Genomic DNA, 26755 nt, shown 5'->3' on the forward strand with positions numbered 1-26755 from the left:
ACTACCAGCGAGTGATCAGTTCGAGAAGAAACGCACGTTCGGATCAGCCATGTAGGCACCGACTTCTTCCGGATCGGCCGGCGTAATGCCGTCAAGCAGGTCGGCCTCGGTGTAGTCCGTGTTCGGCAGGAAGATGGCGCAGGTCTCGACGGTCGCGCCGTTGTTGAGCAGGTTCATCATCAGTTGCTGCGCATTCCGGTCTGCCGGCTGCATGGTGGCGCCGTCGAAGTCTTCGGTCGCCATCTTCGCGGCAGGACCGCACAGCAGCACACGGATTTCCTGACCCTGACGCATGCTTTGGTTGGCCAGAACCATGGACATGAACTGGGTGTGATCATCGGCCGAGGTGACACTGACGAACAGCTTGGAGGGCTCGTCCGCCTGTGCGGTCGCGCCTGCACCGGCAAGGGCGATAAGGGCGGAAGCGGCTAGTGTCTTGATGGCTCGCATGGAGTCTCCTGATCGTTTCGAAAGTGGAAGAGTAGAAAATAAGCAGATTCTAAAACATATTGCAACAAGAATGCGTCTAGAATGCGATTACAGTGAGAGCGGTCATGAAAACGTCATCGAATGACGACGTGACCCGGGCGGCTGGAGAATGCGATCCTCGAGGAACGTGGGAGTTCCCCGTGCGCCGAACACAAATTCTGTTGTCGGCGAAGGCCTGGTCTCGTCGCGGGACCAGATAGTCCGGACGATATCTGAACGCCTGCAGGGGCAGGCCCGCGGGCCCTGGAGCGGGCCTCGCGGGTGACCAGAATGCGAGGGTTACGCGATGCGGTAGGCGGAGGCCAGGTCGCGCACGCGCGAGGCGATGTCCGCGACTTCCTGGCTGGCGGTCGCGGTCTGGCGCGAGCCATTGGCGGTGTCACCGGTGATGTCGTTGATCGCGTAGATGTTGCGGTTGATCTCCTCGGCCACGGCGTTCTGTTCTTCCGCGGCGCTCGCGATCTGCGTGGTCATGTCGCTGATCCGGCCGATGGCCTGGACGATGGATTCCAGTGCCTGGCCGGCGCGCTCGGCATCGTTGCTGGTGGCCTCCGCCATCTCGCGTCCGCGACCCATGGCGGTGACCGCATTGCGGGTGCCCGCCTGCAGGGCCTCGATCATCGCCTGGATGTCGGCGGTGGAGTCCTGGGTGCGCGAGGCGAGGGTGCGGACCTCGTCGGCGACCACCGCAAAGCCGCGGCCCTGTTCGCCCGCGCGGGCGGCCTCGATCGCCGCGTTCAGGGCCAGCAGGTTGGTCTGCTCCGCGATCCCGCGGATCACGTCCAGCACCGAGCCGATCTGCTGACCTTTCTCGTCCAGGTTGCGCACGGTTTCTTCGATGGTGGCGACCTCGCCGGACAGGCGGCCGATGTCGCTGACGACGGTACGCACGACCTCGCCGCCCGCGCGCGACTCCTGGTCGGCTTCCTGGCTGGAGGAGGCGGCATCGGAGGCGTTGCGCGCGACCTCCTGAACCGTCGCCGCCATCTCGTTCATCGCGGTCGAGACCTGCTCGGTCTGCGAACGCTGCTGGTCAATGTTGCCGTCGGTCTGCGCGCTGACCGCGGACAACTGCTCGGCGGCCGAGGCCATCTGGTCGGTCAGGGTGCGCAGCTCGCGGATGGAGTCCTGGAACTGGTCGAGCATGCTGTTCAGGGCGGTCGCGGTCGCGCCGATCTCGTCGTCCGCACCGACATTCACCCGGCGCGACAGGTCATGGTCGCCAGCAATCCCCTCCAGCGTCTGGCGCATGTGCGCGATCGGGAGCGCTACCGACCGATAGGTCCACACCCCGGTAATTACGACCCCGATCAGGACCAGCAGCATCAGGGCGCCGCTGCGCACCAGCACCTGGGTGTAGAACTCCGATACCCGTTCGGCTTCCGCACCGGCCACGTCGATCTGCAGGTCGACCAGCTCGGTGATCTGGTCGCTGATCGGGTCGATGCTGTCGTACAGCGGGCCGTTGAAGGCATCGAGCTCGCCCTGCACATTGCCCGACATCCCGCCCAGCGCCGCCTCCAGGCGATCCAGGTCCGCGTTCGCCGCGCGGAACAGGGAGCGGGCGCCATCGGCGAGTTCCTGTTCCCGGGGCGTCAGCGTCGTGGCCAGGTAGGCCTCCCAGATCGTGGCGATCTCCGTGCGCGCTTCGCGCACGTCGGCCAGGGCCTCTTCCGCGGTCATGCGCCCGGCATCGGCCTTGTTCACGGCATCGATGACCAGCACCGCGTAGTTGTCCGCGATGGTCTTCAACTGCTGCAGGGGCACGACCCGGTCGTGGTAGATGTTCTGCACGCCTTCTTCGATATTGGCCGTGCCGCGGGCGGCCAGGGCCGCCAGCAGCAGGAGCGCGGCCACGGGCACCACGATGGTGATGACCAGCTTGGATCGAACGGACAGCGAGCGGAGGTTCATGGGCGGGTCCTTGTATGGCCTGGAAGGGGTAAGCCCGAGGTACCGGGCCGGGAAATGCCGATCCATGCAGGCGTCCGTGCCCCGGTATTCCGGGTGCTGGCGTCGTGCGCGGACGGCTGCGGTGTTACCGGCAGGTGCCGCGCCTTGTTCGCGCGCATGGCAGCGGACGCCACCGGCGGCGGCATTACCCTGATGACAGATTAAACGGCCCCGCGCGCCAAACCTTGAGCCACATCAACCGTGCCGAGGGTCGCCCAAGGTGGTGGGTCGCCGGTCGGGCCGGTACCCGCGGTCCTGGCCCGGCCGCCATCTCATTCCGGGTCGCGCCCGCTGGTCGATGCCAGTGTCTCGCGGATCCGCCGTAGGTCGCGTACGTACTCCAGCATGGCCATCATGGCGTCGGCGAACAGGTAGGCCCCGAACAGGATCATCCCGGCCGCAAACAGCCCGGCCAGCGGCCACAGGAGGGCTGCAAGCACGGCCAGTGCCCAGCCGATTGCTTCCACCTGTTCCGCTTCAAGCCCGAACGCGGCAACGGCTGCGCCCGCGAAGGGCTCTGCGGCCGTCAGGGAGATCACCGACAGGGCCAGCGCGAACAGGGCCACGCCGGTTGCCAGCAACTCGCCCGCCAGCCGCATGCAGACGACAACGCAGGTGATGGCGGGATAGTCCCGGGTATCCAGTGCTCCCAGTGCCCGGGCGCGTCGCCACAACAACGCGACCCAAGCGACTACGGCTATCCCGAACAGGATCTGCAGCAGGATCAGGGAGACGTGCGGCCATGGGAGCTCCGGTGTCTCCTGCGCCAGCATCCAGAAGGCCAGCGAGGCCAGCAGTCCGCCGAGGCCCGTCAGGGCGGCGATGCCGCGAAGCGCCCAGCCGGCCAGGCGTTGCAGGGGAAGCGTGCCTTCGGTTCCACCGGTAGTCTCGTCGGTCAAGGGGGCCTCCATGGGGGACGATTGCCCTTGCGATAGTGCCCGAAAATCGCCTCAAGCAGGCGAGAGGCCGGTGATTCGGCCGGCGCGTACAACCACGGGGCCCAATGCACGCGGCATGGACTGGTGTGTGGGGGGCGCTGCAGGGCCAGCGCGCGTGCGCGTCGGGCTTCGGGCCTTTTGCAATCATGCGGTGTTTGGCGAAATCTATCGGGGCCAGGGGCGCCTGCTTAAGCGAACCCCGTGCGCCCTTACAACCCCGACGCAAAAGGAGCCTGCATGGCGAACGAGACGGACGATCCAAAGCTGGAGATCAGCGTCAACGCGGCCCGCGAGCTGGTGGATATTGGTCTGGCGGTGCTGCTGGATATCCGTCAGCCCTTCGAGCTGGAACTGGAGGGCGAGGTGGAAGGGGCGGTCCCGGTGCCCCTGTTCCGCCTGAAGCAGCTACTGGGTCGGGGCCTGTCGGAGGAAGAGCAGGAGCTGCTGGACGCGGACGAGCCGGACGATCGCGATTTCCAGCACTTCATCTCCCTGATTAACCGGCATCACGTCACCCAGGACCAGATCCTGCTGTGCCTGTGCAACAGCGGCCGGCGCAGCCTGCGCGCCGCCGAGCTGCTGCGGGACCTGGGGTATACCCGCTGCCTTTCGGTTCGCGAAGGCTTTCGCGAGTGGCCCCGCGACGCCGCTACCGAATAAGGCGCGTATTCGCCTGCCTACCTCGTTGACGGCAATGCGCCGAGACCCGGCGCATTGCGCAAAGGCTTGTCGTTCTGCCCGCCCGTTGGAACGAGCCCGGGGCGTCAAGCCCGAATGGCAGGGATCGGCTGCCCTCAGTGACCGTGCGTCTCGTGCGCGTCCACCGGCTCTTCGAACGCGATGAACAGGATGCAGTCCTCGTCCGAGATGCAGTGGGTGGTGTGTGCCAGGCGCGGCGGGCCATAGGCGTAGGTCCCGGGTCGAAGCACCACCGGTTCCTGGTCGTCGTAGTCCACCTGCATCTCGCCCTGGACCAGCACCATGCGCTCGGCGCTGGTGTGCCAGTGGTGGGGCGCGGTGCTGTTGCCGGGCAGCAGGAAGAACACATCGGCGTTGGGCTCGGCCGGGTCGCCCTGGAGGACAGCCAGGCGGCAGTCGTCGGGCATGAAGGCCGGGCAGGGGTTCCATTCGAGATCGGGGGCGTCCGGCGCCCAGATAAAGGCCTGGCCGTCGTCGGCCGCCAGGCTCGCCAAGGGGGCGGCCAGGGCGAGCGCGGCGGCCCATGCAGCCAGGCGGCGAAGCGTTCCCGTGGGCCGGATCGAGTGGTCGTACATGAGGCACCTCCTGGGGTCCATGGCTTGGCCGGCCGCGGGCCGGGCGTAGCCTTTTCTCCGTCATGGGCCCCGCCACAGGGATGCGTGCGCGCGGCCTTTATCCAGGATTCTGGCTTGGCCCGGTCGGGGTGGCTTCCACAATCTTGCGGCGGGGGAGCGGATGTTGCGGTTACCACGTCGCACCTTCGCTACTGCGGCAGTGGTTCCGTACGCGCGCACCGAGGGGGCCGTACCGAAGGGGTCAGACCATGCCTTTTGCCCGTCCCGTGTTGCGGGCACAAGAGCCAAGGTCTGCCCCCCGGTTGCCCGTGGGAGCCTGCTTGCAGGCGAAGCTCCTGCCCGTGCTGGATGTAGCAGGGGCCAGAGCCTCAATGGGTTGGCATGAAGCGAAAGGCAAGGTCGGACCCGTTGATTCTGCGGATCGCGCCAGCCTCGAATAACGGTGGGGAGCGAAGATGGGTCTCACGTTCGCGCCTTCGCTATAGCGCTGGACCGTCGCTGGTCCAGCCTTGGCCTTCGCAGCAGACGGCGGCGCGTACTGCTGGCGCCGCCGTCACCCTGTAAACCGGGTCGCTTGCAAGGGGCGCGTTCACCCAGGCGCTGACGTCAGGCCGCCGACCGCCCGGCATGAGAGACCCGTTCGATCCTGACGGGGACCGGTCGGCAGACCGTGTTGCAGACCGGCGAGTGGTCCTGCGCAAACCCGAGCAGGTCGTCCAGTTCTTGCTCGCTGCAGTCCGCGTCGATCTGCATCTGGATGGCGATGTCCTGGTAGCCCGCAGGGACCTCGTCATTAAGCGCCAGAAGACCTTCCAGATTGATCGTTCCTTTCAGCTCGGTCGAAAGCGAATGGATACGAATACCCCGGGCGGTGGCGTGCAGCACGGTCGTCGTGGTCACGCATCCCGCCAGTGCATGGAGCAGGTATTCAACCGGGTTGGCGCCCTCGTTTTTGCCGAGTAGTACCGGCGGTTCCCCGTTGGTGAATTCCCACCCGGTATCCCGCGAGGCGTCTTCGGCACCCGCACCATAGAAGTCCTTGATGGTCGATCGATTCTCGCCTCCGCTGATCCAGGTGTTGCGGGCGCGGAACTCGAACTGCGCGAGTTCGCGGTTGTCCTGCAGGGCCTGCACGGTCGTGGTCATCTGATCCACGTTCAGGCCGTTCATCGTGTTCTGCGTGTTCATGGCTGTTCTCCGTTTGAGAAGGGACCATTGCGCGCCATCGGATGGTGACGCAGCTTTAGGCTATAACCGGGGAATCGACCGCATAAGCGGCAGACGAGCCAGAAGCGTGGCGTTCGTGCCACCGGAGGACGCAGATGAGCCGCTCGGACATGCCTGTCGAGGTGCTGATCGTTGCCGTCCCCGAAACCGCAGGTTCCGCGCTGTACGGCATGGTGGACGTGCTGTCGGCCGCCGGGAATCTCTGGCAACGCCTTCGCCATGAGCCCGTCAGCCAGGCCGGGTTTCGGGTGCGCATCGTCGCCCGCGAACGCAAGCCTTTTCTGTGCGGAAACGACATTCCGGTGCAGCCGCATTGCGCGATTCGCGACCAGCCGGAGGCGTCCATCGTGATCCTGCCCGAGCTGTGGCTGGGCCCGGATGAATCCTTCCATGGCCGGTACCCGGAACTGATGCGCTGGGTTCGCGACTGTTACGAGGGCGGGAAATCGATCTACTCGGCCTGTTCCGGCACCATCATGCTGGCCGAAACGGGTCTGTTGGCCGGGTGTGCCGCCACCTCGCACTGGGGGTATCAGGACCTGTTCCGGCGCGACTATCCGGAAGTACGATTCCTGCCCGAACCCAATCTGGTCCTGGCGGACCCATCGGGGCGGATGGTCAGTGCCGGGGGTACCACGTCCTGGCACGATCTGGCCTTGCATATCATCGCGCGCCATCTGGGCCCGGTGGAGGCCATCCGCATCGCCAAGGTGTATCTACTCAAGTGGCACGATGAAGGCCAGGGGCCTTATACCCCGCTGGTGCTGAAATCCGACCATACCGACGCCCGAATGCGGCAGTGCGAGGACTGGCTGGGCCAGCATTTTGCCGAACACTCCGCGATCCGCTTGCTCACCGAGGAATCCGGCCTGGCCGAACGCACCCTGAAGCGGCGTTTCAAGCAGGCCACCGGCGTATCCCTGGTGCATTACCTGCAGAACCTGCGTATCGAAAGGGCCAAACACCTGCTCGAGACTACGACGATGTCCATCGAGGAGATCAGCTTTGCTGTCGGATACGAGGACGTATCTTTTTGTCGGGAGCTGTTCCGGCGGCTGACGGGCACCACCCCGGGGCGTTATCGCAGGCTCTTCTTTGCCGGCACGGACCTGGATGCCCGGCAGGCCCATCCGGACAAGGCCGCGAGCTGAAGACTGGATAGGGTCAAGATGGGTGTCCCCTTCGCAGGCCGACACCGTCATCGCGAGGCGCGCAGCGCCGTGGCGATCGCTGACGGGATGCCCGGGCGCTGGCCGAGGCGGACGTCGGGGGCTGCGTTTGGAGATGGCCACGGCCCCTGCGGGGCCTCGCCATGACGGGGCGGGGGGGCGAGCTGGTCGGCCTCTGCTTGCTGCGCTTCGGCTGCCCGCGCTGGTGGTCTAGCGGGAGATCTCGGCCTTGCGCGCCTCGGCGTCGCGGCGTTGCTCCGGGGTGAGCTGCTGGTGAACGTAGTCGCGGGCCTCCGCGGCCGGTTTGTGGCCCTGATCGGCGGCGCGCGCGAACCAGACCCAGGCGCCGGGCAGGTCGGCCTCCACGCCACGGCCCTCGGCGAGCACGATGCCCATATTGTACTGGGCCGGGGCCAGCCCCTGCCGCGCCGAGGCCAGGTACCAGGCGGCCGCGGCCGACTCGTCCTGAGTCACCCCAAGCCCTCGTTCCAGGAGGACACCCAGGTTCGCCTGGGCCTGGGGATGGCCGGCTTCGGCCGCGGCGCGATACCAGTGGGCCGCCGCCGTCAGGTCTTCCTGCGTGCCGTTGCCGTCGCGGCAGAGGTTGCCCAGGCGGGCGGCGGCGTCCGGGTCACCGGCCTCGGCGGCTTGCCGATACCAGTGGGCGGCCCCGGCCATGTCCGTTGCCACACCGTCGCCCTGTTCCAGGGCCAGGGCGAGGTTGAAGGCCGCGTCACGGTGTCCCGCCTCGGCGGCCCGGGCGTAGTACTCGGCTGCCGCAGCCCGGTCGCGCGCGCATCCGCTGCCTTGCTGATGCGCGACGCCGAGACTGTTCAGGGCGTCGGGGTCGCCGTGCTCCGCGGCGCGTTTCCACCAATGGACGGCCTCGGTGGCGGCGGCCTCGTCGCCCGCGTTCTGCAGCAGCACGGCCAGGTTGTTCTGCGCCACGACGTGACCCGCCTCGGCCGCGTGGCCATACCAGTGTCGGGCGGCCTCGGTATCGGCCGGGTCCGCCTTCTCCGCCATCACACCCAAGTTAAAGCTGGCATCGCTCAGCCCCTGCGCCGCGGCCTGTTCCCAGTACCCGCGCGCACGCTCGGTATCGGCCTCAAGGCCCAGACCGTCGGCATACAGAATCCCCATGCCCAACTGGGCCCAGGCGGAGCCCGCCTCGGCACTGGCCGCCCAGAGCTCCCCGGCGGTTCGATAGTCGCCGCGTTCGAACGCGGCAAAGCCGTCCTGATCGGCTTGGCTCGGCCCTTCGGGCTGTTCCGGATGCGGCGGGTTGGCAGGCGTACCCATGGCGGTGGTTCTCGCTGGCAATGTTTGCGGAGCGCCCGAGCATACAGTCTGGCCACCCGTCCGCAAGCAACCCCGGGCGCTGACCGCACGTTGCGGAACGGAAACGATGGGTCTCCTCGTCTTCGTCGCCCCTCTGAGGTTTCATCACGACGGAGAAGCAAACACCGTCATCGCGAGGCGCGTAGCGCCGTGGCGATCTCTGTGGATGTCCTTGGCGCTGATCGAGGCGGACGTCTGGGGTCGCGTTCGGAGATGGCCACGGCCCCGGCGGGGCCTCGCCATAACGCGGCAGGGAACGTGGGTGTCCTAGTCTTCCGCTCTTGTTCCTAAGCCGTTAGCGCGCGTTTTCTGCAGCTACGCGGCTGGCTGCCCGTTTTCTCTGTGCCCATCGAACCGCATCTTTTGTACGGCGTCCAGCTTCACGCTCTTACGTGCACACCAGAGGTCGTGCTGATCCTGCATGGCCAGCCAGCTTTCCGGCGAACGGCCGAGCGTTTTGGACAGACGCAGTGCCATCTCGGGACTCACCCCGCTGCGACCCTGCAGGACGCGCCCCAGGGTGGAAGGCGAGACATCGAGCTTGCTGGCTAGCTGGCGGGCACTAAGTCCAAACGGTTCCAGATAGACCTCACGAATGAACTCGCCCGGGTGCGGAGGGTTGTGCATGGTCATCAGTGATAATCCTCGAAGCCTAAGGCAGTCGTCATAACCGGAAACGCACCGAAGGGGTCAAATCTTGCCTTTTGCCCCTGTCGTGGTCCGGAGGCAAAAGGCAAGGCCTGACCCCCATGGCTCATGACCCCCATGGCTCATACACTCGCTCGGTGATGAAGGACGCCTTAATCGTTCGCACCAAGCAAGTGGGCCTGAAGGTGGGAGGCCTCTTCGTCCCGCCCTGAGAACCATTGCCCGCGACCGCAAGGCCGACCTCGACTGATCACTACGCGGCTGGCTGCCCGTTTTCTCTGTGTCCGTCGAACCGCATCGGCTGAACGGCGTCCAGCTTCACGCTCTTACGTGCACACCAGAGGTCGTGCTGGCCCTGCATGGCCAGCCAGCTTTCCGGCGAACGGCCGAGCGCCTTGGAAAGCCGCAGCGCCATCTCGGCGCTGACCCCACGGCGCCCCTGCAGGACGCGCCCCAGGGTGGAAGGCGAGACATCGAGCTTGCTGGCCAGCTGGCGGGCACTCAGTCCAAACGGTTCCAGATAGACCTCGCGAATGAACTCGCCTGGGTGCGGAGGGTTTTGCATGGCCATCGGTGATCATCCTCGAAGCCTACGGCAATCGTCGTAACCGGAAAGGAAGATGGTGGCCCCCTTCTTCAGCCGTCGCACGGTAGGGGCAAAAGGCAAGGTCTGAACCCCATGCGTCTAATGTGACCGCAACACCCATGCCCTACGCTGCCCAAGAATGGATCAAAGCACCAACTAGGGCGCCGAGGATTCCAAAGAACCCGACAATCCACCATCGTGAATCCGTCTTCTGCTCGAGCGCTCTAGCATGCAGATTGATCGCCGTCTGCACCAGCGTCCCGATTTCAGATGACGTAAGCGGTATCCTGCTTACTCTGGCCTTCTCTTCATCAGACAGCTCATGGAAGTCGTCTTTCGATAGTGTTTTTTCAGCATCAACATGGAACCGTTTTTGATGCTGTCGCCTCCACACCAAGGATGCCTTTTCTCTATCAGCATCTAGCCTGAAGAATTCAGGATGTTCTGATAGGACTCCCTTCCAGTACTCTGCGAGCCTACTATCTCCGCTTATGCGATCTGCCCAACCAGCAAAATCCAGCTTGTAGAACTTGTATGTCCCCATAACCTGAATCGCGGCGATGACGTCCGCAAGTCGGTTATTTGTACCGAGATATGGAGAGTCACATAGCCTCATTATTTTTCACTCCAGATTCCAAGCCACGTATCAGCCATGCCCCTTTTTGGCACGGTCTGATCTCATTATTTCCGTAATACAGTGAGCTTCCAACCACTCCGATCGGTGCCTGCAGGTCCCGAGTGTGTTTCTGGGTGGGGATCGGTGCACCAAAGGGGTCAGGTCTCGCCTTTGCCGGAGGGGTCTGATCCACATAACCCACATTTGCCCGTTACCAACCGGTCTCGCGCCATGCGCTCGGATCAGGTGCAACGGGCGTCCCTCGTTTGTCCTGTGCGGACAAAGCGGCCAAACCGGGCGCTTTGGCCGACAAAGTGCTGATTTGTCGGGTTGCTACGGCGACGGTTCTGGCCTCTATTTAGCGAAAGCGGCTGTAGCAAAGGCCGGCGGGGCTCTTGGCGCGCTTTCTGCAGTGGGGTTGAGTGGGCCGGCTGAATGCCGGGGAACCATACACCCCAACCGTCAGGAGTTCGCTCGCATGAAGCACTCACGCTTGTTCGCAGCGGGGCTTGTCGCCTCGCTGGCGATGGCCGGCACCGCATCCCAGGCTATCGCCGACAATGACGAAATTACCCGTGGCCAGTTGATGGCCGCTTCCTGCAAAGCCTGTCATAACGCGGCCGCGGCCGAAAAAGGTGTTCCGGATCTCAGCCGTGTCTCGGCGGGAGTCATCCAGAGCCAGATGCGCGCATTCCGCGATGGCGAGCGTGAGGCGACCATCATGGATCGTCACGCCAGGGGCTACACCGACGAGGAGATCGAAGCCATGTCGGTCTACTTCGCGCGCTTCTGATCACGGGGGATAACAACAATGCATAACTTTACGCGACGTCACTTCCTCAAGGCCTTCGGGATCACCAGCGCGGCCGCCCTGACCGGTATCGGTTTAACCCCTCTTGCTGCGCACAGCGCTGGCAAGGCCCATGTAGTCGTGGTCGGGGGCGGCACCGGCGGTGCCACCGCGGCGCGTTACCTGAAGCAACTCTCGCCGGACATGGCCGTCACGCTGATCGAGCCCAACGCCACCTACGTCACCTGTTATGGCAGTAACTGGGTACTTGGCGGCTTCGAGAGCATCGAGGCGATCACGCACGGCTACGACAACCTGCGCGACCGCGACGGTGTCGATGTCATACAGGACAAGGTCATTGGCGTGGACGCCGACAGCCGCACCGTTCGCCTGGAAAGCGGCGACAGCCTGCAATACGACAAACTGGTCATGTCTCCGGGTATCGACTTCAAGTACGACGACATGCCCGGCATCGAAGAGGCCGATGCGGAGACGATCCCGCACGCCTGGAAGGCCGGCTCGCAGACCGAGCTGCTGCGTGCGCAGTTACAGGCCATGCCCAACGGCGGCGTCTACGTCATGGTCGCCCCGCCGAACCCGTACCGCTGCCCGCCGGGGCCGTACGAGCGCGTCTCGATGGTGGCGTACTACCTAAAGACCCACAAACCACGCTCCAAGGTCATCGTCCTCGATCCCAAGGAGGGCTTTGCCAAACAGGGCCTGTTCGAGGAGGGATGGGCCGAACACTACGGCGACATGATCGAATGGCGTGGCGGCTCCAACGGTGGGCGCGTCGAGGAGATCGACGTCAGCGGGAAGACCGCCCACGCGGACGGTGGCCAGGAGCGTGTCCGCGCGGACGTGATGAACTTTGTCCCTGCACAGCGCGCCGGCCAGATTGCCCACGATGCAGGCCTCACCAACGAACAAGGCTGGGCCTCGGTCGATCAGCGGACCTTCAAGTCCGTCATGGACGACAACATCTACGTGATCGGGGATGCCAGCGTGGCGGGTGCCATGCCCAAGTCCGGTCACGCGGCCAACAACCAGGGCAAGATCGTCGCAGCCGCCATCCTGCGCGAGCTATCGGGCCAGGAGCCCCTTGACCCGTCGTCGGCCAGCACCTGCTACGGCCTGATCACCCTTGACTACGGCGTCAGTATCGCCGCCGTATACCAGTACCAGAACGGCGCCCAGGCGGCAGTCGAAGGCTCCGGTGGCGTCAGTCCGCTCGGCCAGTCTTCAACCTTCCGCCGCCAGGAGGCCGAACACACCCGCGCCTGGTACGCCGGCATCACTCAGGACATCTGGGGCTAGCGCCCAGCGTTGTCCCATCCACTTCGATCGGCGCCTTCGGGCGCCGAGTTCCTTTCCCGCAACGCCCGCCAATGATGGGTGTCCTCGTCTTCGCTTTTTCTCGGGGTTGCTCTACCCACATGGGGCCATTTACTGCCCAGCAGTTCAGCGTTCACCAACATAGTAGGGCCAGATCGAGCTCGCAGTTTGGAAAAGGTGCTGCCCTCGGGTGTCGATGGCTGTCTCGTCCCATTCATTCAGAGAATCAGGCGCTCCCTCTTTGGCGGGATGAAAATACCGATTGAGATTCAGCTTGCTGTACTTGCAGAGTTCAGGTCGCTTTTGGTCCCAGGAGGCATTCGAAAGCGAGGGATTGAGGCTGCCGGTGATGAGCGTCAGATTGCCCAGCGCGTGTATCTTTTGGTTTCGTTCCTGGTTGAAAACCAGCCGCTTCTCCGCATCCGCCGCCACGTCCTGTGGCATCGGCCAGTTTGCCTGCCAGTTGACGGGCATGATGTGCTCAATGGTGAGGTTACCCGGAAGCGGCAGCGATTCGCTCTTGCGGTCTTCCTGGGCTAGATCGATCGCTTCCAGGACGGCTCGGATCTTGTACTGCGCCAGGCGCTGATAGGCCGGTGTGTTCAGAATGCACTGCTGGAGCTCTTCGTCACTGGGGAAGCGAACACTATCGCCCTCGTTAGCCTGCAGGGCATCCTCAAGCACTTCAGCATTGATCTTGCCTCGCCGGTCCAATGCCTTGATGACATCGATGAACAGCCGGTTGTAGTTCTTCGTCGTCAAGCAACAGATCATGCGCCGCATCAGAAACGACTCCAGCACCACAAGAACGCGCTCGAACTCTGTTCGATCGGCAGGCAGCAGCTGATCGCTGGCCAGCAGCAACAGCGGATAGACGGTCGCCGTATCCACTGCCTGCAGGCGCCCCAGGAAAGTCGACAGCCGTGAGCCGGCCTCTGGCTCCGCGAACGTGCGGAAGGCGCGTGCATAGCGGGACAGCGACTGCAGGTGGGATTCGATGCTACTGGGCTGTGCCGTGAGCTGAGAGTCGTTCTCGCCGTCCTCCAGAGCAACGACGTACTCCTTGAAGGCCTCGAACAGGTGGGCACTGCGCACATCCTCCCTCAGCATCAGTGCCAGATAGTGCTGCAGGAAAAGATCGATGCGCGGGCGCTTGGTACGTCCCTGCTTGACCTCCTTACGCCAGAACTTGGCATCGAAGGCCTTCCAGTGCTGTTCGTAGAGCGACTCGATATCCAGCCCTGCCGCCTGTGCCCGGCGAAACAGGTAGTTCTTGATCAGGTCCGCGGGCAGCAACTGAGTGCCTCTGGCATTCAAGGTCTCGAAGATCACCTGAGATTCATCGTCATCGCTCAGGTTGATCACCACCACCTGCAGTGCGTTGCTCACCACTTGCCACAGTGCATCGAGGCGCTCATCGAGGTCCGGCACCTGTGCCTCGGGCTCCTCATCCAGCGTACCGCTCAGCCAGCGCTCCAGCTGCCCGTAGAAATAGCGGTAACCATCGATGACTTGAGGATTCTGCTCATGAAGCCCGGGCTGCTCCTGCAGGCGCTGTTCCAGAGCGTCCAGGCCGCCCACTCCATGTACTAGCTTGAACGCCTCGCGGTCGCTGTTGGTCGGCCACACCTTGTAGCGCTCATGCTCGTAATCGACCTTGTTGGCCTTGTTGCCCACCAGGTCGGCAAACCGCTCGTAGTACTTGTTGCTAGCAAGCTGCTGGCAGATATCGCGGGCGGCGATCATGAAAATCTGCAGAGTGGTAAAACGCTGCTGGCCATCGATCACCTGATGGGTTTCGATGGAGCCGGCCACATTGCGCATCTGCTCCAGGACGACCGCTCCCAGGAAGTGGGTGCGCGACTTCTGGGTTCGCCGCCGTTGATCCATCAGGCCCTGGATATCCTCCCAAAGCGGCGCCCAGTTAGGCTCTTCCTTCCAGACATAAGGACGCTGAAACAGCGGAATCTGGAAGGAGATGGTCGAATCGAAGATCTGGTTCAGATCACGTGCTTTGGCATCCATTTCAGGCGAGCCCCCCTTGCATGATTTCGACACCTGGCCACTGTGTAAAAACGCGGCAAGCGGTGATGATGGTCGTCGATCCGGTCGATATGGTTGAACGGCCGACAGAAGATGTGCGTGACGGTCCGGGTGCCACTGCGAGCACCGAAGGTTGCCCCCTGGCTTTCACACTTCTTCGGCGGCGTTATTCGTCGTATTGGATCAGTACAAATACTGCTGAAAGTCCACGAACACTTCTCGGATGTTGCTCACCGGGCCCAGCTCGTGCACCGCATCCCCGAGGCTGTGGTACTTCAATTCGATTAGCTGGGGGAGCTTCGCCGTATCCAGTTCGCTTACGCCCTGGGCGACATAGTGATCGAGCACGAATCGCAGAAAATCCTGCTGTCTGTAGTCGTGTCCCTGGAAGATGCGCTCCTTGTGGGCGTCCACTCGTTCGGCCCGGGTGACCGGCGCCATGTTGAAGGCGATGTAGGCCAGCACATCGTATAGATCGCTGTTTTCGGCCTCGATCAGCTTGCCGACCTCGGCCAGCTGTTGCGTGCCGTAGCCCTTCTCCTCCAACCCTTCCAGAAGACTCTTCCGGGTATCCGGGCGGCTCCACAGGCGGCGAAGCTCATCTTCGTCCTGGAAGAGCTCTGGTAGATCGCCGAACAGCCGCTGGATGAATTCAGCGGCAGAGATGGGCTTGCCGTCCGGACCCCAGAAGCTGGTCGCCGTCATGTGCTGGATGGCGCGTTCCTTGCCGTCGCCCAGGCGGATCTTCACCTTGCGGCGTTTCTCGCAGATGCAGGGCCATTCGCCGCAGGCCTCGCAGGGGTCCGGCGGCTCCTTCTCGCAAACACAAGGCCGCTCGCCGCAAACAGGGCAGGGCTGCGGAGGCTCCGTAGCGCAACTACAAGGGCTGTTGCCGCATTGCTTGCAGGGTTCGGGCGGCAAGGGCTCGCCATCCCACTCCTGATCACTGAAGTGCTCGTAGGCCTTCACGAAGTCGTAGATGGTGAAGTAGTCCTTGCCCTCAAACAGGCGCGTGCCACGGCCGATGATCTGCTTGAACTCGATCATGCTGTTCACCGGCCGCATCAGCACGATGTTGCGCACGTTGCGGGCATCCACGCCGGTGGAGAGCTTCTGCGAGGTGGTCAGGATGGTCGGGATGGTCTTCTCGTTGTCCTGGAACAGCTTCAGGAAGCGCTCGCCCTCCTTGCCGTCGTTGGCGGTGACGCGCTCGCAGTAGTGCGGGTCCTTGCTGGTCTTGAGCTGGTTGATCAGGTCGCGCACCGCCAGCGCGTGTTCCTGAGTGGCGCAGAACACCAGCGTCTTCTCGCGCGGGTCGATCTGCTCCATGAACAGCTTCACGCGGTAGCGCTCGCGCTCCTGGATCTCGATGACCCGGTTGAAGTCGTCCTCGGTGTAGCGCCGCCCTTGCTCCACCTCGCCCTCGATGATCTCGTCATCCGCCGTGTAGACGTAGTCATCCAGCGTGGTGGCGATCTGCCGCACCTTGAACGGGGTCAGGAAGCCATCGTTGATGCCATCCTTCAGCGAGTAGATGTAGACCGGCTCGCCGAAGTAGGCGTAAGTGTCGGCGTTCACCGTGCGCTTCGGCGTGGCGGTCAGGCCAAGCTGCACGGCGGGCTGGAAATACTCGAGGATGCCGCGCCAGTTGCTCTCGTCGTTGGCGCCGCCCCGGTGGCACTCGTCGATGATGATGAAATCGAAGAAATCCGGCGGGTAGTCGCCGAAGTTCGGTGCCGGGTTGCCCGCGGCATCGCGCCCGGTCATGAAGGTTTGGAAGATGGTGAAGAACACGTTGCCGTTCTTCGGCACCCGACCTTTCTTGCGGATCACCTCCGGATCAATGCGCACCAGCGCATCCTCGGGAAAGGCGGAAAAGTCGTTGAAGGCCTGATTGGCCAGGATGTTGCGGTCCGCCAGAAACAGGATGCGCGGCTGCCGCCCCGGCGTGCCGGCAGCGCGCGCCGCCAGACTCCAGCGCGCATGGAACAGCTTCCAGGCAATCTGGAAGGCGATGGCCGTCTTGCCGGTGCCGGTAGCCAGGGTCAACAGGATGCGATCCCGCCCCGCGGCAACCGCCTCCAGCGCCTGATTGATGGCGTTGTGCTGGTAGTAGCGCGCCTGCCAGAAGCCGCCCTTGTCCTCGAACGGCACCGCCCCGAAGCGCTCCCGCCAGGTGTCCTGCGCGCCGCCGCCCGCGCCGAAGTTCTCCAGCCACAGATCATCCGGCGAGGGCCAGACCTCCACCGGCCCCTCCGCACCGGTTTCCATGTCCACCCGGTAGATGGCGTCACCGTTGGTGGCGTAGGCGAAGCGCGCCTGCAGCCGCTCGGCATAGCGCTTGGCCTGCGCCAGCCCCTCGGTCACCGGCAGGCTGCGTTTCTTGGCCTCGATCACCGCCAGCTTCTGACCACGATAGGTCAGTACGTAGTCGGCGATGTCCTGCCGGGCGCGCTTGCCGCCACCCTGCAGCCGACCGAGCGTGATCACCTCGCGCCGCACCCGGCTAGCCTCCACCACGCCCCAGCCCGCCTCCTTCAAGGCAGGGTCGATCAGTTCGGCGCGGGTGTCTGCCTCATTGAGGCCGGCCTCGTTCATCCCTGGTCTCCAGCCAGCATGTTCATGATCAGACGGATCATGGTCTCCTTGTTGGCAGGGTCGGACTCGGCCACCAGCAGCGTCAAGGCCGCGAGGCCGACATCGTTGATCACCGGCTCGCCGGACCCATCCAGCAGGCGACCGTTGCGGTGGAGGAAGTCCACGAACAAGAAAGCGGCGCTGCGCTTGTTGCCATCGGAAAACGGGTGGTTCTTGATCACGAAATAGAGCAGGTGCGCCGCCTTGGATTCGACGCTGGGGTAGGCGGGCTCACCAAATACACTCTGATCGAGATTGCCCAGCAGCGAGGTCAGGCCATCGCCCCGGTCCCGAGCGAACATATCAGTGGCTTCGCCGCGCGCCATCAGGTCGGATTTCAGCCCGTCAAGCGCGGCCCGTGCCTGTTCCCAGGAGGGCAGCGTGCCACCAGTCTGGGCGCGGGGTTCGGTCAGCAGACCTTCGTCATAGCGTTGCAGCAAAAGAAAGGTCTGGGCGTAGCGGCTGACGATGTCCACCAGGCCACGACCGCTGCCCGCATCCAGCGCCGGGCTCTGCGCGGCTTTGCGCACCAGTGCCAGGGCCGCCTCCAGCTCTCGCGCGTTTTCCTCAAAGCGCTGGCGGTTCAGGGTCCAGCCCTGGGTCAGGTGTTCGCGCAGGATGCGGGTGGCCCACTGGCGGAAGCGGGTAGCACGGCTGGAGTTGACCCGGTAGCCCACCGATATGATGACATCGAGATTGTAATACTCCACCTGGTAGGTTTTGCCGTCCGCAGCAGTTGTTGCATTTTTTGCAACAACTGAATCTCGCTCTAACTCCGCGTCACCAAAGACGTTCTTCAGGTGCCGCGAAATTACCGACTTGTCCCGGTCGAACAACTCCGCCAGCTGTTGCAGGCTCAGCCAAACCGTCTGCTGGTTGGCATCCAGCCGCACCTCGACGGCCTTGTCGGCCTCCTCGAAGATGATGATGGGGGCCTGGGTTTCGGCGGTCATGCGATTTCCTCCACCTGGCGCATGGCATCGGAGGCTGCCTTGCCTGCGGTGAGTTCGCCGGAGAAGGCTTTTTGCAGGAGGGATTGCTTGAGTTCGTTTAAGGAGGACAGCTTGCTCTCGAAGAGTTTCTCCAACCTTACGACCTGCCCATGCAAATCATCGAACGACTCTACCGCGCGCTCCTGTTCCCGAATTGGCGGTAATGGCACAGCAAACCGAGCGATATCCTCTTTGCTAAATCCGGCCTGCGCTGATCGGCTCGCAACCGAGGCGAGTGGCTGCTGAAAGAGGTTTGACAACAAGTAATAATAGAAATAGCGCTTGTTCAGTCGTTCTTTATTTGGCGTGGCCTTGATTAAGGCGACGTTGTACGCGCCACCCTTCCCAGTATGTATTTGGCCTACAGAGGCACCATATCTACCTATCATTATGTCGGATGGTTCACAGAGCCTGTTCTTCCGGGACACAGGGATAAACACGGCCTTCTCGTCGCTCTTGAAATCACGGATTTGAAGAAGGCGAACGTATCCATCTCTGGGCTCTCGCAGGAAAACTGACTTTGGCGGCTGAGATCCGCCTTGGAAATCTGCAACCCGATGTAGTTCGGTTAATTCATACTTGTTCGCATACCCCCCGATTACCGAATTCAGGTAGCTCTCAAACAACTCGCGGGCATTGGCGAGGTTCTTTTCGGTGTTGGCGACCGCGGTGGCGATTCCCGCGAAGGCTTCATCGAGGATGGCGACGATGCGCTTTTGTTCAGAGAGAGGTGGGAGCGGAACCTCCACTTTCTTGAGCTTTCCTGCGGAGAGTTCTTTGAATGTCGTCCCGGAGCCTAAGTCGTTGAGCAGGTTTACGCTGCCATACAGGAAATAGTAGAGGTACTTGTAGTGAGCCTCTCCTCGCGGGATCAAGCCCCGGCATCCTTGGTTGAATGCCATTCGCTCTGCGTTGATGACCAAGTGTCCAATGGGCGCCCGAGTAGATAGAATCACCGAGTTTCTCGGCAAAAGTGAAGCAGAGCTATTCTTTAGCCCCGCATCAGTTAGACACCGGCGACTGGATTCAATGTAGGGACTCTCAAGTCCTCCCATCTCAGCCGGCGTTATCCAAAAATGTTCGCCACCCCAGTATTCAGGCACCTTGGTCTTGGGTGTGCCGCCATTTACCACCTGAGCAACGTCTTCAAGTTTGGCAACCTTCCACCCCTCCCTCATAACATCCCCCGAATCCCTTCCAGGATCTCCTCGCTCTCCCGGTCCAGCGTCTCGATCTCATTGATGATGACTTCGGGGTCGCGCAGTGGCTCGGCTTCGGCCTTGTTCGGGTTCTTCACCGACAGATCGACGGTGTCCGGGTCGATCTCGTTGATGTCCACCGTCCAGGAATTGTCGGAATCCTCGAATCCGGCCTGGCGGGCGACGAAGTCCTTCAGGTCATCGTCATTGAGCGGGTTGGTCTTGCCCAGGCTGCGGCCGGGGTCGAGCTGGTAGTACCAGATCTTGCGGGTCGGGGCGCCCTTCTCGAAGAAGAGCACCACGGTCTTCACACCGGCGCCCAGAAAGGTGCCGCCGGGGCAGTCGAGGATGGTGTGCAGGTTGCAGCTCTCCAGCAGCTCCTTGCGCAGCGCGCGCGAGGCGTTGTCGCTGTTGGACAGGAAGGTGTTCTTGATGACGACGGCGGCGCGGCCACCGGCCTTCAGGTACTTGATGAAGTGCTGCAGGAACAGGAAGGCGGTCTCGCCGGTCTTGATGGGGAAGTTCTGCTGGACCTCCTTGCGCTCCTTGCCGCCGAAGGGCGGGTTGGCCAGGATCACGTCGAAGCGGTCCTTCTCCTGGATGTCGCTCAGGTTCTCGGTCAGGCTGTTGCTGTGGACGACGTTGGGCGCCTCGATGCCGTGCAGGATCATGTTCATGATCCCGATGACATAGGGCAGGCTCTTCTTCTCCTTGGCGTAGAAGGTGCGGGTCTGGAGGGTATCCAGGTCGCTGGTGGAGAGATGGCTGCCGTCGCCCTGGCCGTCCGGCCCATATCGAAGGTAGTCGTGCGCCTCGCACAGGAAGCCCGCTGATCCGGCGGCGGCGTCGTAGATGCGCTCGCCGATGCGCGGCTTCACCACCTGGATCATCGCGCGGATCAACGGGCGCGGGGTGTAGTACTCCCCGCCGTTGCGCCCCGCGTTGCCCATGTTGCGGATCTTCGCCTCGTACAGATGGGAGAGCTCGTGCTTCTCCTTCTGCGAGCGGAAGCTCAGGCCGTCGATCAGCTCCAGCGCATCGCGCAGGCTGTAGCCGCTGGAGAACTTGTTCCGGATCTCGCTGAAGATCTCCCCGATCTTGTACTCGAGGGTGTCCGGCCCCGTCGCGCGCGTGCGGAAGCCCTGGAGATACGGAAACAGATCGTCGTTGACGAAGGCGATCAGATCCGCGCCCGTCAGCGCCTCGTCATGGTCGAACGCGCCATCGGCCGTCTTCGGCGCAGCCCACGCCGACCAGCGATACGGCTCATCGATGATGTTCCGGTAGGACTTGCCCACCAGCTCCGCCTCCTGCGCGCGCTCGTACTCCAGATCATCCAGATACTTGAGGAACAGCATCCACGACGTCTGCTCCGTGTAGTCCAGCTCCGTGGCGCAGCCGGCCTCTTTCCAGAGCACATCATCGATATTGCGGAAGGTTTGCTCGAACATTCAGTCACCCGTTCTCCTTGGACGCCGCATTATCCCTTCGCGCGCAGGTCAGGAGAAAGGTGGGCGCCACTTCCCTGGCATACTTCCTGCGGTGCTAAGCAGCAGGTTGCCCCCTGTCGCCAGGCCCATCGAACCGCACCGGGCGCACGGTGTCCAGCACCACACGCTTGCGTGCACACCAGAGGTCGTGCTGGCCCTGCATGGCCAGCCAGCTTTCCGGCGCACGGCCATGGGTGTCCATTTCGCTTGGGCTTTTCGACCCGAAAATTAGCCGTTTAAGCGCTCATGGTGCGCCAAGAGAGGAAACTACCCCTTTAGATTCAGTGGAGTATCGAGGTCCGACCCCAAAATGCCGGGGCTACCTCACTGTTCACGAGCGCCTATTTTCCGTACACTCGGTACGTGTAAACGGCGCCGCCAATTGACCTGTACCTGCGACAAGACCTCCAAACAGGACGACCAAGATTTGGAACGAATAGAGACACCACTTCAACCTTTTCTCCGCTGGGCCGGGGGTAAACGGTGGTTCGTGCCAAAATGGCAGAAGTTGACTACTCGGGCCTCGTATCAGCGATACGTCGAACCGTTCTTGGGGGGTGGCTCTATTTTTTTTGCAACGAGACCGCGGATCTCTCTCATCGCTGACAGCAACGAAAGGCTTATTGAGACATACATCGTTCTCAGAGACCACCCTAGCGAACTTCTTGAGTTACTGAAACGCCACGAAGCCTCTCACGGATCAGATTACTTCTATAAGGTAAGAAACTCCAGTTATCTGCACCCATTAGAGCGAGCAGCCCAGTTCATATATTTGAACAGAACATGCTGGAATGGTCTTTATCGGGTAAACAAGAAAGGAAAATTCAATGTTCCGATCGGAACAGATTGCAAGAGAGTCATTCATCCATATGATGACTTTCATGCTCTAGCTAAGATCTTGTATGGCGCTGACATCCAATGCCAGGACTTTGAGAAAACGATAGATGCTACGGGGCCAGGTGACCTTCTTTTTGTTGATCCCCCTTATACTGTCAAACACAATTTTAATGGTTTCGTTAAGTATAACGAAGAGATCTTTTGCTGGGAGGATCAAGAGAGGCTGTGTGAAGCTCTAAAGAGAGCGAAACAACGAGAGGCTCGCATTACTCTAATGAACGCGAACCACGACTCAATACGGGAGCTTTACCGCGGGTCTTTCCTCATGACGCCAGTAACTAGAGCCAGCCGTATCGCTGGTGATCCCAAAGCGCGCGGCAAATATAATGAGCTTTTGATCCAGGGTTAGCGGGAAATGGCTACCAGAATAGTTGTCACTGTGTTACGGAAGATCCCCTTTTTATCGGGGCTGCCTGACTGCACAATCGATGATCATAGAGATGCGTCCAAACAGATTGGGTGGATCCTTTTGGGCTCTACACTCCCCATATGGTTGGGCACCTTGGTCGTCCTTTTTATGAAGGATAATCAAACATCGAATATCGCTTCTGCTTTCTTTTCCAACATCCAGGGTGGCGAACTGTTTCTCTACTGCACTTCGGCGTTAGCTCCAGTTTTCTATATGGCCCTTTACGAGCGCCCTGGCGTCGGCGGTTTTCCAAATAGGTCAGGGCACATAGCAGTCGTTGTAATCCTAATGATAGTTTGCGGTGCCGTTTTTTCTTTAATTAAAGGGGATGTTGATCTCCACCAAGAAGGAATTATTTATCTTTCGTTATGGCTCTACCCTATTAGCGTCCTACTGCTTTACTTGGCGACCGTTTACCACTCAGCCCGTCACCCAAAAAATCCGGCAGAAAAAATGCGCTCTCAAGAAGAAGATTTCTTAAAACACTTTAATGATCGTCATTCTGGAAAGGGTTGAACGATATGAAGGAGACTCCGAAATCAATCACCTTTCCATGTCTCCCTGTGGCCCAGCCGATAGGCGAGTTTTACATAGGCACCATTCCTGCGAAAGATCTTAGAGATATTACGTATTTTGATGTGCGTAGGATTCTCAAGGAAAAACGGGAAATCGAAACGTATCTCGGAATACAGCGAGAACTCAACAAAAAGAGAGTCGCGGAGATTGGGCAGTATGTTAATACGGTGGACGCCTGTTTCCCGACGGCTGTGATTCTTGCCGTTCCCGGAGTGTGCGCTCAATTTAACGCCGATAACAATACAATGACGTTATCGAATTACCTCGATCCGGAGAGCGACCAAGAGAAAGTGTTGTTCCGGCAAATAGCAAAAGTCTTGGACGGGCAACACCGAATTGAGGGGCTGAAAGATTTCTCGGGAGATCGGTTTGAGGTTAATATAAGTATATTTGTGGATCCCGATCTTTCAGAGCAAGCGTACATTTTCTCAACTGTAAACCTTGCTCAGACGAAGGTAAATAAGAGCCTTGTTTACGATCTGTACGACTTAGCAAAGTCTAGAAGCCCGCAGAAAGTGTGCCACAATATAGCAGTAGCTCTGGATCAAGCTGAACGTTCTCCGTTTTATAAGAGAATTAAGAGGTTAGGGACGGCGACTGAGGGGCGGGAAAGAGAGACGATCACTCAAGCTACCTTTGTCCAGGCGCTAATGCCCTACATATCCGCGAATCCGATCGAGGACCGCGACCTGTATATGAGAAATGAGTTACCGGCTCGCGCAAGGGGGGATGAAGAAAGTAAGTTAGTTTTTCGAAATATGATGATTGACAAAAGGGATTTGGATATCGCTGATGTGATATTCAATTATTTTTCGGCAATTCGTGAGAGATGGCCGGCCGCGTGGAATAGTGCACCACAAGGAAATATATTGGCGAAAACGAATGGATTTCGCGCTTTTATGCGGCTGCTTAGGCCTGCATATCTGTTATTGACTTCGCCAGGAGGTATTCCAGAGAAGGGAGAATTTGCGCGAGTAATAGAGAAAATCGATATGCATGATGAGGATTTTAATGTGGATAACTTTAAGCCGGGAAGTAGTGGAGAGTCTCAGCTCTTTAGGCAAATCCAAGAGCTGAGCGGGTTAAGTGAACAAATTCGCCTTCCGTTATAAGGGAGGGAAATTCGGGAGACTTCGGCAATCACAGCTACGGAGGCCCTTGGGGGCCTAGTTACTAGAAAGTCGACGTAATGGCTAATTGCGTCGGGGGAGCGCTGGGAGGGCCTCGTATGAACTGTAGGAAGTGGGCGTCCTCTGCTTCATGGGCACCGAGTCACTTCGCGGCCAGGTTTCCAGAAAGTGGGCGCCCCCCACTTCGCTTACTCCGACTTTAATGGGGAAGGGCTGACTGCTATGGGTAGTTGGGGGCGGGCCGTTACGAAAGCAGGTAATGCGATGGTCTCTTGCCTGAGTCGGGTTGAAGGGATAGCTAGACGCGACTTTCCGGTGCGATTGGGTGACGCTCAATGGCGTGCAGAAGCGCTTCCAGGTGTTTTATTGCGTGTCTTTCGAGGTAGTCCTCTAAGGCATCTGACCTGCCGATCGGCGAACCACCTAATATTCCCGCAAGAAACATGTCCTCCGGTGAGGCTGCAGAAGCCAATAGGGACTTGGCCTTAAAATGAGGATCTGTCAGTTTTCCAGTCAATCCGTGCGCGAGAGGGTTGCGGAGTGAAGAATACAGGCTTGCGAGGTCGCCCTTTTCCGATTCGAAGATTACGCCAGAGCGCTCCAGCTCTTTAAGAATGTCATTAAACAGCAGGCCTCGCTTACTAGTGCCCTCAATCTCCCGATCGATACGAGTTAGATGGTAGCGCCATTCCGCTTTCGTTCTGGGGCACAGCTGCGACGCACGAGTATGGGCGAGGATGTCCCGAAGCCAGATCTCAAGCAGGGTTGAGCCCAGTGAGAGTGCCGCAAGCAGTAGGCCTGCCTCAATTGCCCGAGTGAGCTCACTCGCAAAATATGAAGACGCGCGTTTGTCCACGCGAAGCGCACTGAATCCATCGGATACCGCGCGGAGGCGCGCGACAACGCTTGGCGGGAATTGATGCTCGATTGGCCTGGTCAAGTTTCCCTCGCGTATAACAGGCATCCGGTGGCGCGCATGGATATTAATTGAACATGCGCGCTATATGGCCCGGACGAGACGGAGCTCTAAAGGTTTGGAGTCGCAGGTGGTTACGGGGTACAGGAGAGCATGGATCCTGGGTAGGTTGGGGTGGGGACCGGCTGCCGTCAAGGGTTGTTAGGGTGGGCCGTCTCGGCTTGTCCAAAGGCAGAGTCTGGCACGTACGGTGTGGGGCTGCGAGTCGACTGATAGGAAGGGTCGAGGCAGGGCGCGGAGGCGCTCAGTCGAGAAAGGCTACAGCCTTGACGAGCGCATGGGCGCGGATGTGGGGCCGGAGGCCGAGGCGCTCCGTGGACAGCTGCGTCAACTCCGCCATTAACGTCTGCCCATCGTCCTGCCGGCAAACGGCGAGCACACGAGCGGGTCCGTGATGCCCAGGCGCCTTATCCAGCGACTCAATGGTGACGGGGATGATATTGAGGATGGAGACGTCCTGGGGCGGGGACAGGGCGATGGAGACGTCGCGGGCGTCGATGCGCAGGCGGGCCGGGCGGCCGGCGCCGTTGGCGGCGCCGGGGGTGGACGGTACGCGGTAGCGGGCCTCGGGCGGGCCGAACGGGTGCAGGCCGTGGGCGTCGGCCGGGCCCAGTTCGCCTTGCAGGACGGAGACGGCGCCTTCGTCGCGGAACAGGGGGGAGTCGGCGCGGGCGAGGGCGTCGCGCAGGGGTTCCAGGCGTTCGAGCTGGCCGTCGTGCATGAAGGCGACGCGGTGGGCCAGGCGTTCGACTTCTTCCGGGGCGTGGGTCACCAGCAGCGTGGGGATGCCGGTTTTGTCCGACAGGCGGGCGAGGAAGGGCATGATCTCGCGCTTGGTCTGGGTGTCCAGGGCGTTCAGGGGTTCGTCGAGCAGCAGCAGGTCGGGGCTGGTGAGCAGGGCGCGGCCGAGGGCGACGCGCTGGCGCTGGCCGCCGGAGAGCTGGTCGGCGCGGCGCTCAAGCAGGTCGTCGATGCCGAGCAGGCGGGCGACCTCGTCCAGGTGCAGGCGGCGCAGGGGCTCCGGCGTGCGCTTGTAGCCGTAGAGCAGGTTGCCGCGCACGGACAGGTGCGGGAGCAGGGTGGATTCCTGGAACACGAGGCCGACGCGGCGCCGGTGCAGCGGGACGAAGGTCTTGCCGGATTGCCACGCGGTATCGCGAAAGTGCACCTCGCCGCCGGGCGGGTGTTCCAGCCCGGCGATGATGCGCAGCAGCGTCGTCTTGCCGCAGCCGGAGCGGCCGAACAGGGCGGTTACGCCGTCCAACGGGAAGGCGGTGTCCACGTTCAGCGCGAAGCCGGGGCGTTCCAGCCGGGCCTTTATGCGCAGCGTGTCGGGCTCGGGCCGGGTCACAGGCGCACCGTGTCGAAGCGGCGGTTGATCGCGTAGACGATGAACAGCACGGCGAAGGCGAAGACCAGCAGCCCGAAGGACAGACGGTGGGCGGAGTCGAAGTCCATCGCCTCGGCGTGGTCGTAGATCAGGATGGACAGCACCTGGGTCTCGCCGGGGATCGCGCCGCCCAGCATCAGTATCACGCCGAACTCGCCGAGGGTGTGGGCGAAGGCGAGCGTGGCGGCGACGATGAAGCCGCCGCGGGTCATCGGCAGGATCACGGTCAGGAAGCGGTCGATGCGCCCGGCGCCCAGCGAGCCGGCGATCTCCACCGGGCGGCGGCCGAGGTTGGCGAAGGCCTGCTGCAGGGGCTGCACCGCGAACGGCAGGGAGTAGATCACCGAGCCGATCAGGATGCCCTGAAAGGTAAAGGCCAGGTGGTTCAGGCCCCAGCTCTCCAGCGTGCTGCCGACCGGCCCGGCCGGGCCAAGCAGGACCAGCAGGTAGAAGCCCAGCACGGTGGGCGGCAGCACCAGCGGCAGGGCGACGAGGGCCTGCACCGCGGTGCGCACGCCGGGGGAGCCGCGCCCGTTGGCCAGCCACCAGGCGATCGGCGTGGCGATCACCAGCAGGATCAGCGTGGTGTAGAGCGCGAGCTTGAGGGTGACCTCGATCGCCATCCAGTCCGTGGGGCTCAGGTCGAACAT

The 26755-nt window shown here is 61.7% G+C and carries 23 protein-coding genes and 1 pseudogene; 7 read left to right on the forward strand and 17 right to left on the reverse strand.

What is annotated here, in order from left to right; all coding sequences use genetic code 11:
• Nucleotides 1-15: 15 nt before the first annotated feature.
• From D103_RS0106345 to D103_RS0106360, 3 genes are all read right to left on the reverse strand, one after another.
• Nucleotides 16-450 (reverse strand): DsrE family protein, encoded by a 435-nt coding sequence (locus tag D103_RS0106345; RefSeq protein WP_018876203.1) that lies wholly within the window; start codon nucleotides 448-450, stop codon nucleotides 16-18.
• Nucleotides 451-768: 318 nt separating this feature from the next.
• On the reverse strand, nucleotides 769-2403 hold the full coding sequence (locus D103_RS0106350; RefSeq protein WP_018876204.1) for a methyl-accepting chemotaxis protein: 1635 nt from the start codon (nucleotides 2401-2403) through the stop codon (nucleotides 769-771).
• 311 nt (nucleotides 2404-2714) lie between these two features.
• Nucleotides 2715-3341 carry a hypothetical protein gene (locus D103_RS0106360; RefSeq protein ID WP_018876206.1) on the reverse strand — a complete coding sequence of 209 codons (627 nt, stop codon included), beginning with the start codon at nucleotides 3339-3341 and terminating at the stop codon, nucleotides 2715-2717.
• Between the two features lie 276 nt (nucleotides 3342-3617).
• Here D103_RS0106360 and D103_RS0106365 point away from each other — a divergent pair, with 276 nt between their 5' ends.
• Nucleotides 3618-4040 carry a rhodanese-like domain-containing protein gene (locus D103_RS0106365; RefSeq protein WP_018876207.1) on the forward strand — a complete coding sequence of 141 codons (423 nt, stop codon included), beginning with the start codon at nucleotides 3618-3620 and terminating at the stop codon, nucleotides 4038-4040.
• A 134-nt stretch (nucleotides 4041-4174) separates the two neighbouring features.
• Here the strand turns inward: D103_RS0106365 and D103_RS0106370 are convergent, their stop codons facing one another.
• Nucleotides 4175-4654, reverse strand: a complete 480-nt coding sequence (locus D103_RS0106370) for a cupin domain-containing protein (RefSeq protein WP_018876208.1) — start codon at nucleotides 4652-4654, stop codon at nucleotides 4175-4177.
• A 606-nt stretch (nucleotides 4655-5260) separates the two neighbouring features.
• A complete protein-coding gene (locus D103_RS0106375; protein ID WP_018866529.1) occupies nucleotides 5261-5842 on the reverse strand; it encodes an OsmC family protein in 582 nt (193 codons plus the stop codon).
• Nucleotides 5843-5976: 134 nt separating this feature from the next.
• Here D103_RS0106375 and D103_RS0106380 point away from each other — a divergent pair, with 134 nt between their 5' ends.
• On the forward strand, nucleotides 5977-7032 hold the full coding sequence (locus D103_RS0106380) for a GlxA family transcriptional regulator (RefSeq protein ID WP_018876209.1): 1056 nt from the start codon (nucleotides 5977-5979) through the stop codon (nucleotides 7030-7032).
• A gap of 228 nt (nucleotides 7033-7260) precedes the next feature.
• Here D103_RS0106380 and D103_RS0106385 read toward each other — a convergent pair whose 3' ends face one another.
• The 4 genes from D103_RS0106385 to D103_RS13875 all read right to left on the reverse strand — a co-directional run bounded on the left by D103_RS0106385 (nucleotide 7261) and on the right by D103_RS13875 (nucleotide 10169).
• Nucleotides 7261-8352, reverse strand: coding sequence for a tetratricopeptide repeat protein (locus tag D103_RS0106385; RefSeq protein ID WP_018876210.1), 1092 nt, complete (start codon nucleotides 8350-8352; stop codon nucleotides 7261-7263).
• 354 nt (nucleotides 8353-8706) lie between these two features.
• A complete protein-coding gene (locus D103_RS0106390) occupies nucleotides 8707-9024 on the reverse strand; it encodes a HigA family addiction module antitoxin (protein WP_018866533.1) in 318 nt (105 codons plus the stop codon).
• 268 nt (nucleotides 9025-9292) lie between these two features.
• Nucleotides 9293-9610 carry a HigA family addiction module antitoxin gene (locus tag D103_RS0106395; RefSeq protein WP_018876211.1) on the reverse strand — a complete coding sequence of 106 codons (318 nt, stop codon included), beginning with the start codon at nucleotides 9608-9610 and terminating at the stop codon, nucleotides 9293-9295.
• A 139-nt stretch (nucleotides 9611-9749) separates the two neighbouring features.
• A complete protein-coding gene (locus D103_RS13875) occupies nucleotides 9750-10169 on the reverse strand; it encodes a hypothetical protein (RefSeq protein ID WP_196800202.1) in 420 nt (139 codons plus the stop codon).
• 550 nt (nucleotides 10170-10719) lie between these two features.
• On the opposite strand from D103_RS13875, the gene D103_RS0106400 reads away from it, so the two are divergent.
• Nucleotides 10720-11034: a c-type cytochrome gene (locus D103_RS0106400; RefSeq protein ID WP_018876212.1), complete on the forward strand. Its 315-nt coding sequence runs from the start codon at nucleotides 10720-10722 to the stop codon at nucleotides 11032-11034.
• 18 nt (nucleotides 11035-11052) lie between these two features.
• Entirely contained in the window at nucleotides 11053-12348 is a 1296-nt protein-coding gene (locus tag D103_RS0106405; protein ID WP_018876213.1) for an NAD(P)/FAD-dependent oxidoreductase, read from the forward strand.
• Between the two features lie 144 nt (nucleotides 12349-12492).
• Here the strand turns inward: D103_RS0106405 and D103_RS0106410 are convergent, their stop codons facing one another.
• From D103_RS0106410 to D103_RS14290, 6 genes and pseudogenes are all read right to left on the reverse strand, one after another.
• The gene (locus D103_RS0106410) at nucleotides 12493-14391 is read right to left on the reverse strand and encodes a DUF262 domain-containing protein (protein WP_018876214.1); all 1899 of its coding nucleotides are present in this window, start codon (nucleotides 14389-14391) and stop codon (nucleotides 12493-12495) included.
• 201 nt (nucleotides 14392-14592) lie between these two features.
• A complete protein-coding gene (gene hsdR / locus D103_RS0106415) occupies nucleotides 14593-17007 on the reverse strand; it encodes an EcoAI/FtnUII family type I restriction enzme subunit R (protein WP_018876215.1) in 2415 nt (804 codons plus the stop codon).
• Nucleotides 17004-17999 carry a virulence protein RhuM/Fic/DOC family protein gene (rhuM, locus tag D103_RS0106420; protein WP_018876216.1) on the reverse strand — a complete coding sequence of 332 codons (996 nt, stop codon included), beginning with the start codon at nucleotides 17997-17999 and terminating at the stop codon, nucleotides 17004-17006. The genes hsdR and rhuM overlap by 4 nt, the downstream gene beginning before the upstream one ends.
• Entirely contained in the window at nucleotides 17996-19216 is a 1221-nt protein-coding gene (locus tag D103_RS13550; protein ID WP_081618378.1) for a restriction endonuclease subunit S, read from the reverse strand. Before D103_RS13550 ends, rhuM begins: the two co-directional genes overlap by 4 nt.
• A complete protein-coding gene (locus D103_RS0106430) occupies nucleotides 19213-20688 on the reverse strand; it encodes an N-6 DNA methylase (RefSeq protein WP_018876218.1) in 1476 nt (491 codons plus the stop codon). Before D103_RS0106430 ends, D103_RS13550 begins: the two co-directional genes overlap by 4 nt.
• A gap of 94 nt (nucleotides 20689-20782) precedes the next feature.
• A pseudogene (locus tag D103_RS14290) lies at nucleotides 20783-20923 on the reverse strand (addiction module antidote protein, HigA family); the annotation flags it as partial.
• A 114-nt stretch (nucleotides 20924-21037) separates the two neighbouring features.
• Here D103_RS14290 and D103_RS14375 point away from each other — a divergent pair.
• The 3 genes from D103_RS14375 to D103_RS13890 all read left to right on the forward strand — a co-directional run bounded on the left by D103_RS14375 (nucleotide 21038) and on the right by D103_RS13890 (nucleotide 23721).
• A complete protein-coding gene (locus tag D103_RS14375; RefSeq protein WP_081618379.1) occupies nucleotides 21038-21973 on the forward strand; it encodes a Dam family site-specific DNA-(adenine-N6)-methyltransferase in 936 nt (311 codons plus the stop codon).
• Nucleotides 21974-22141: 168 nt separating this feature from the next.
• On the forward strand, nucleotides 22142-22549 hold the full coding sequence (locus D103_RS14170; RefSeq protein WP_155984761.1) for a hypothetical protein: 408 nt from the start codon (nucleotides 22142-22144) through the stop codon (nucleotides 22547-22549).
• A gap of 5 nt (nucleotides 22550-22554) precedes the next feature.
• Nucleotides 22555-23721 carry a DGQHR domain-containing protein gene (locus tag D103_RS13890; RefSeq protein WP_081618380.1) on the forward strand — a complete coding sequence of 389 codons (1167 nt, stop codon included), beginning with the start codon at nucleotides 22555-22557 and terminating at the stop codon, nucleotides 23719-23721.
• A gap of 1238 nt (nucleotides 23722-24959) precedes the next feature.
• Here the strand turns inward: D103_RS13890 and modC are convergent.
• Both modC and modB read right to left on the reverse strand, forming a co-directional pair.
• Complete coding sequence (modC, locus tag D103_RS0106435) at nucleotides 24960-26066, reverse strand: molybdenum ABC transporter ATP-binding protein (RefSeq protein ID WP_018876219.1); 1107 nt, start codon at nucleotides 26064-26066, stop codon at nucleotides 24960-24962.
• Nucleotides 26063-26755, reverse strand: coding sequence for a molybdate ABC transporter permease subunit (modB, locus tag D103_RS0106440; RefSeq protein ID WP_018876220.1), 693 nt, complete (start codon nucleotides 26753-26755; stop codon nucleotides 26063-26065). The genes modC and modB overlap by 4 nt, the downstream gene beginning before the upstream one ends.

It is taken from the genome of Thioalkalivibrio sp. ALE31 (genome assembly GCF_000377405.1).
In the GTDB taxonomy this organism is placed as follows: Bacteria; Pseudomonadota; Gammaproteobacteria; order Ectothiorhodospirales; family Ectothiorhodospiraceae; genus Thioalkalivibrio.

Coding starts and splice junctions, on each gene's coding strand:
- D103_RS0106345 (WP_018876203.1), bottom strand. CDS start 450: ATGCGAGCCATCAAGACACTAGCCGCTTCCGCCCTTATCGCCCTTGCC.
- D103_RS0106350 (WP_018876204.1), bottom strand. CDS start 2,403: ATGAACCTCCGCTCGCTGTCCGTTCGATCCAAGCTGGTCATCACCATC.
- D103_RS0106365 (WP_018876207.1), top strand. CDS start 3,618: ATGGCGAACGAGACGGACGATCCAAAGCTGGAGATCAGCGTCAACGCG.
- D103_RS0106370 (WP_018876208.1), bottom strand. CDS start 4,654: ATGTACGACCACTCGATCCGGCCCACGGGAACGCTTCGCCGCCTGGCT.
- D103_RS0106375 (WP_018866529.1), bottom strand. CDS start 5,842: ATGAACACGCAGAACACGATGAACGGCCTGAACGTGGATCAGATGACC.
- D103_RS0106380 (WP_018876209.1), top strand. CDS start 5,977: ATGAGCCGCTCGGACATGCCTGTCGAGGTGCTGATCGTTGCCGTCCCC.
- D103_RS0106385 (WP_018876210.1), bottom strand. CDS start 8,352: ATGGGTACGCCTGCCAACCCGCCGCATCCGGAACAGCCCGAAGGGCCG.
- D103_RS0106390 (WP_018866533.1), bottom strand. CDS start 9,024: ATGACCATGCACAACCCTCCGCACCCGGGCGAGTTCATTCGTGAGGTC.
- D103_RS0106395 (WP_018876211.1), bottom strand. CDS start 9,610: ATGGCCATGCAAAACCCTCCGCACCCAGGCGAGTTCATTCGCGAGGTC.
- D103_RS13875 (WP_196800202.1), bottom strand. CDS start 10,169: ATGGGGACATACAAGTTCTACAAGCTGGATTTTGCTGGTTGGGCAGAT.
- D103_RS0106400 (WP_018876212.1), top strand. CDS start 10,720: ATGAAGCACTCACGCTTGTTCGCAGCGGGGCTTGTCGCCTCGCTGGCG.
- D103_RS0106405 (WP_018876213.1), top strand. CDS start 11,053: ATGCATAACTTTACGCGACGTCACTTCCTCAAGGCCTTCGGGATCACC.
- D103_RS0106410 (WP_018876214.1), bottom strand. CDS start 14,391: ATGGATGCCAAAGCACGTGATCTGAACCAGATCTTCGATTCGACCATC.
- hsdR (WP_018876215.1), bottom strand. CDS start 17,007: ATGAACGAGGCCGGCCTCAATGAGGCAGACACCCGCGCCGAACTGATC.
- rhuM (WP_018876216.1), bottom strand. CDS start 17,999: ATGACCGCCGAAACCCAGGCCCCCATCATCATCTTCGAGGAGGCCGAC.
- D103_RS13550 (WP_081618378.1), bottom strand. CDS start 19,216: ATGAGGGAGGGGTGGAAGGTTGCCAAACTTGAAGACGTTGCTCAGGTG.
- D103_RS0106430 (WP_018876218.1), bottom strand. CDS start 20,688: ATGTTCGAGCAAACCTTCCGCAATATCGATGATGTGCTCTGGAAAGAG.
- D103_RS14375 (WP_081618379.1), top strand. CDS start 21,038: ATGCCGGGGCTACCTCACTGTTCACGAGCGCCTATTTTCCGTACACTC.
- D103_RS14170 (WP_155984761.1), top strand. CDS start 22,142: ATGAAGGATAATCAAACATCGAATATCGCTTCTGCTTTCTTTTCCAAC.
- D103_RS13890 (WP_081618380.1), top strand. CDS start 22,555: ATGAAGGAGACTCCGAAATCAATCACCTTTCCATGTCTCCCTGTGGCC.
- modB (WP_018876220.1), bottom strand. CDS start 26,755: ATGTTCGACCTGAGCCCCACGGACTGGATGGCGATCGAGGTCACCCTC.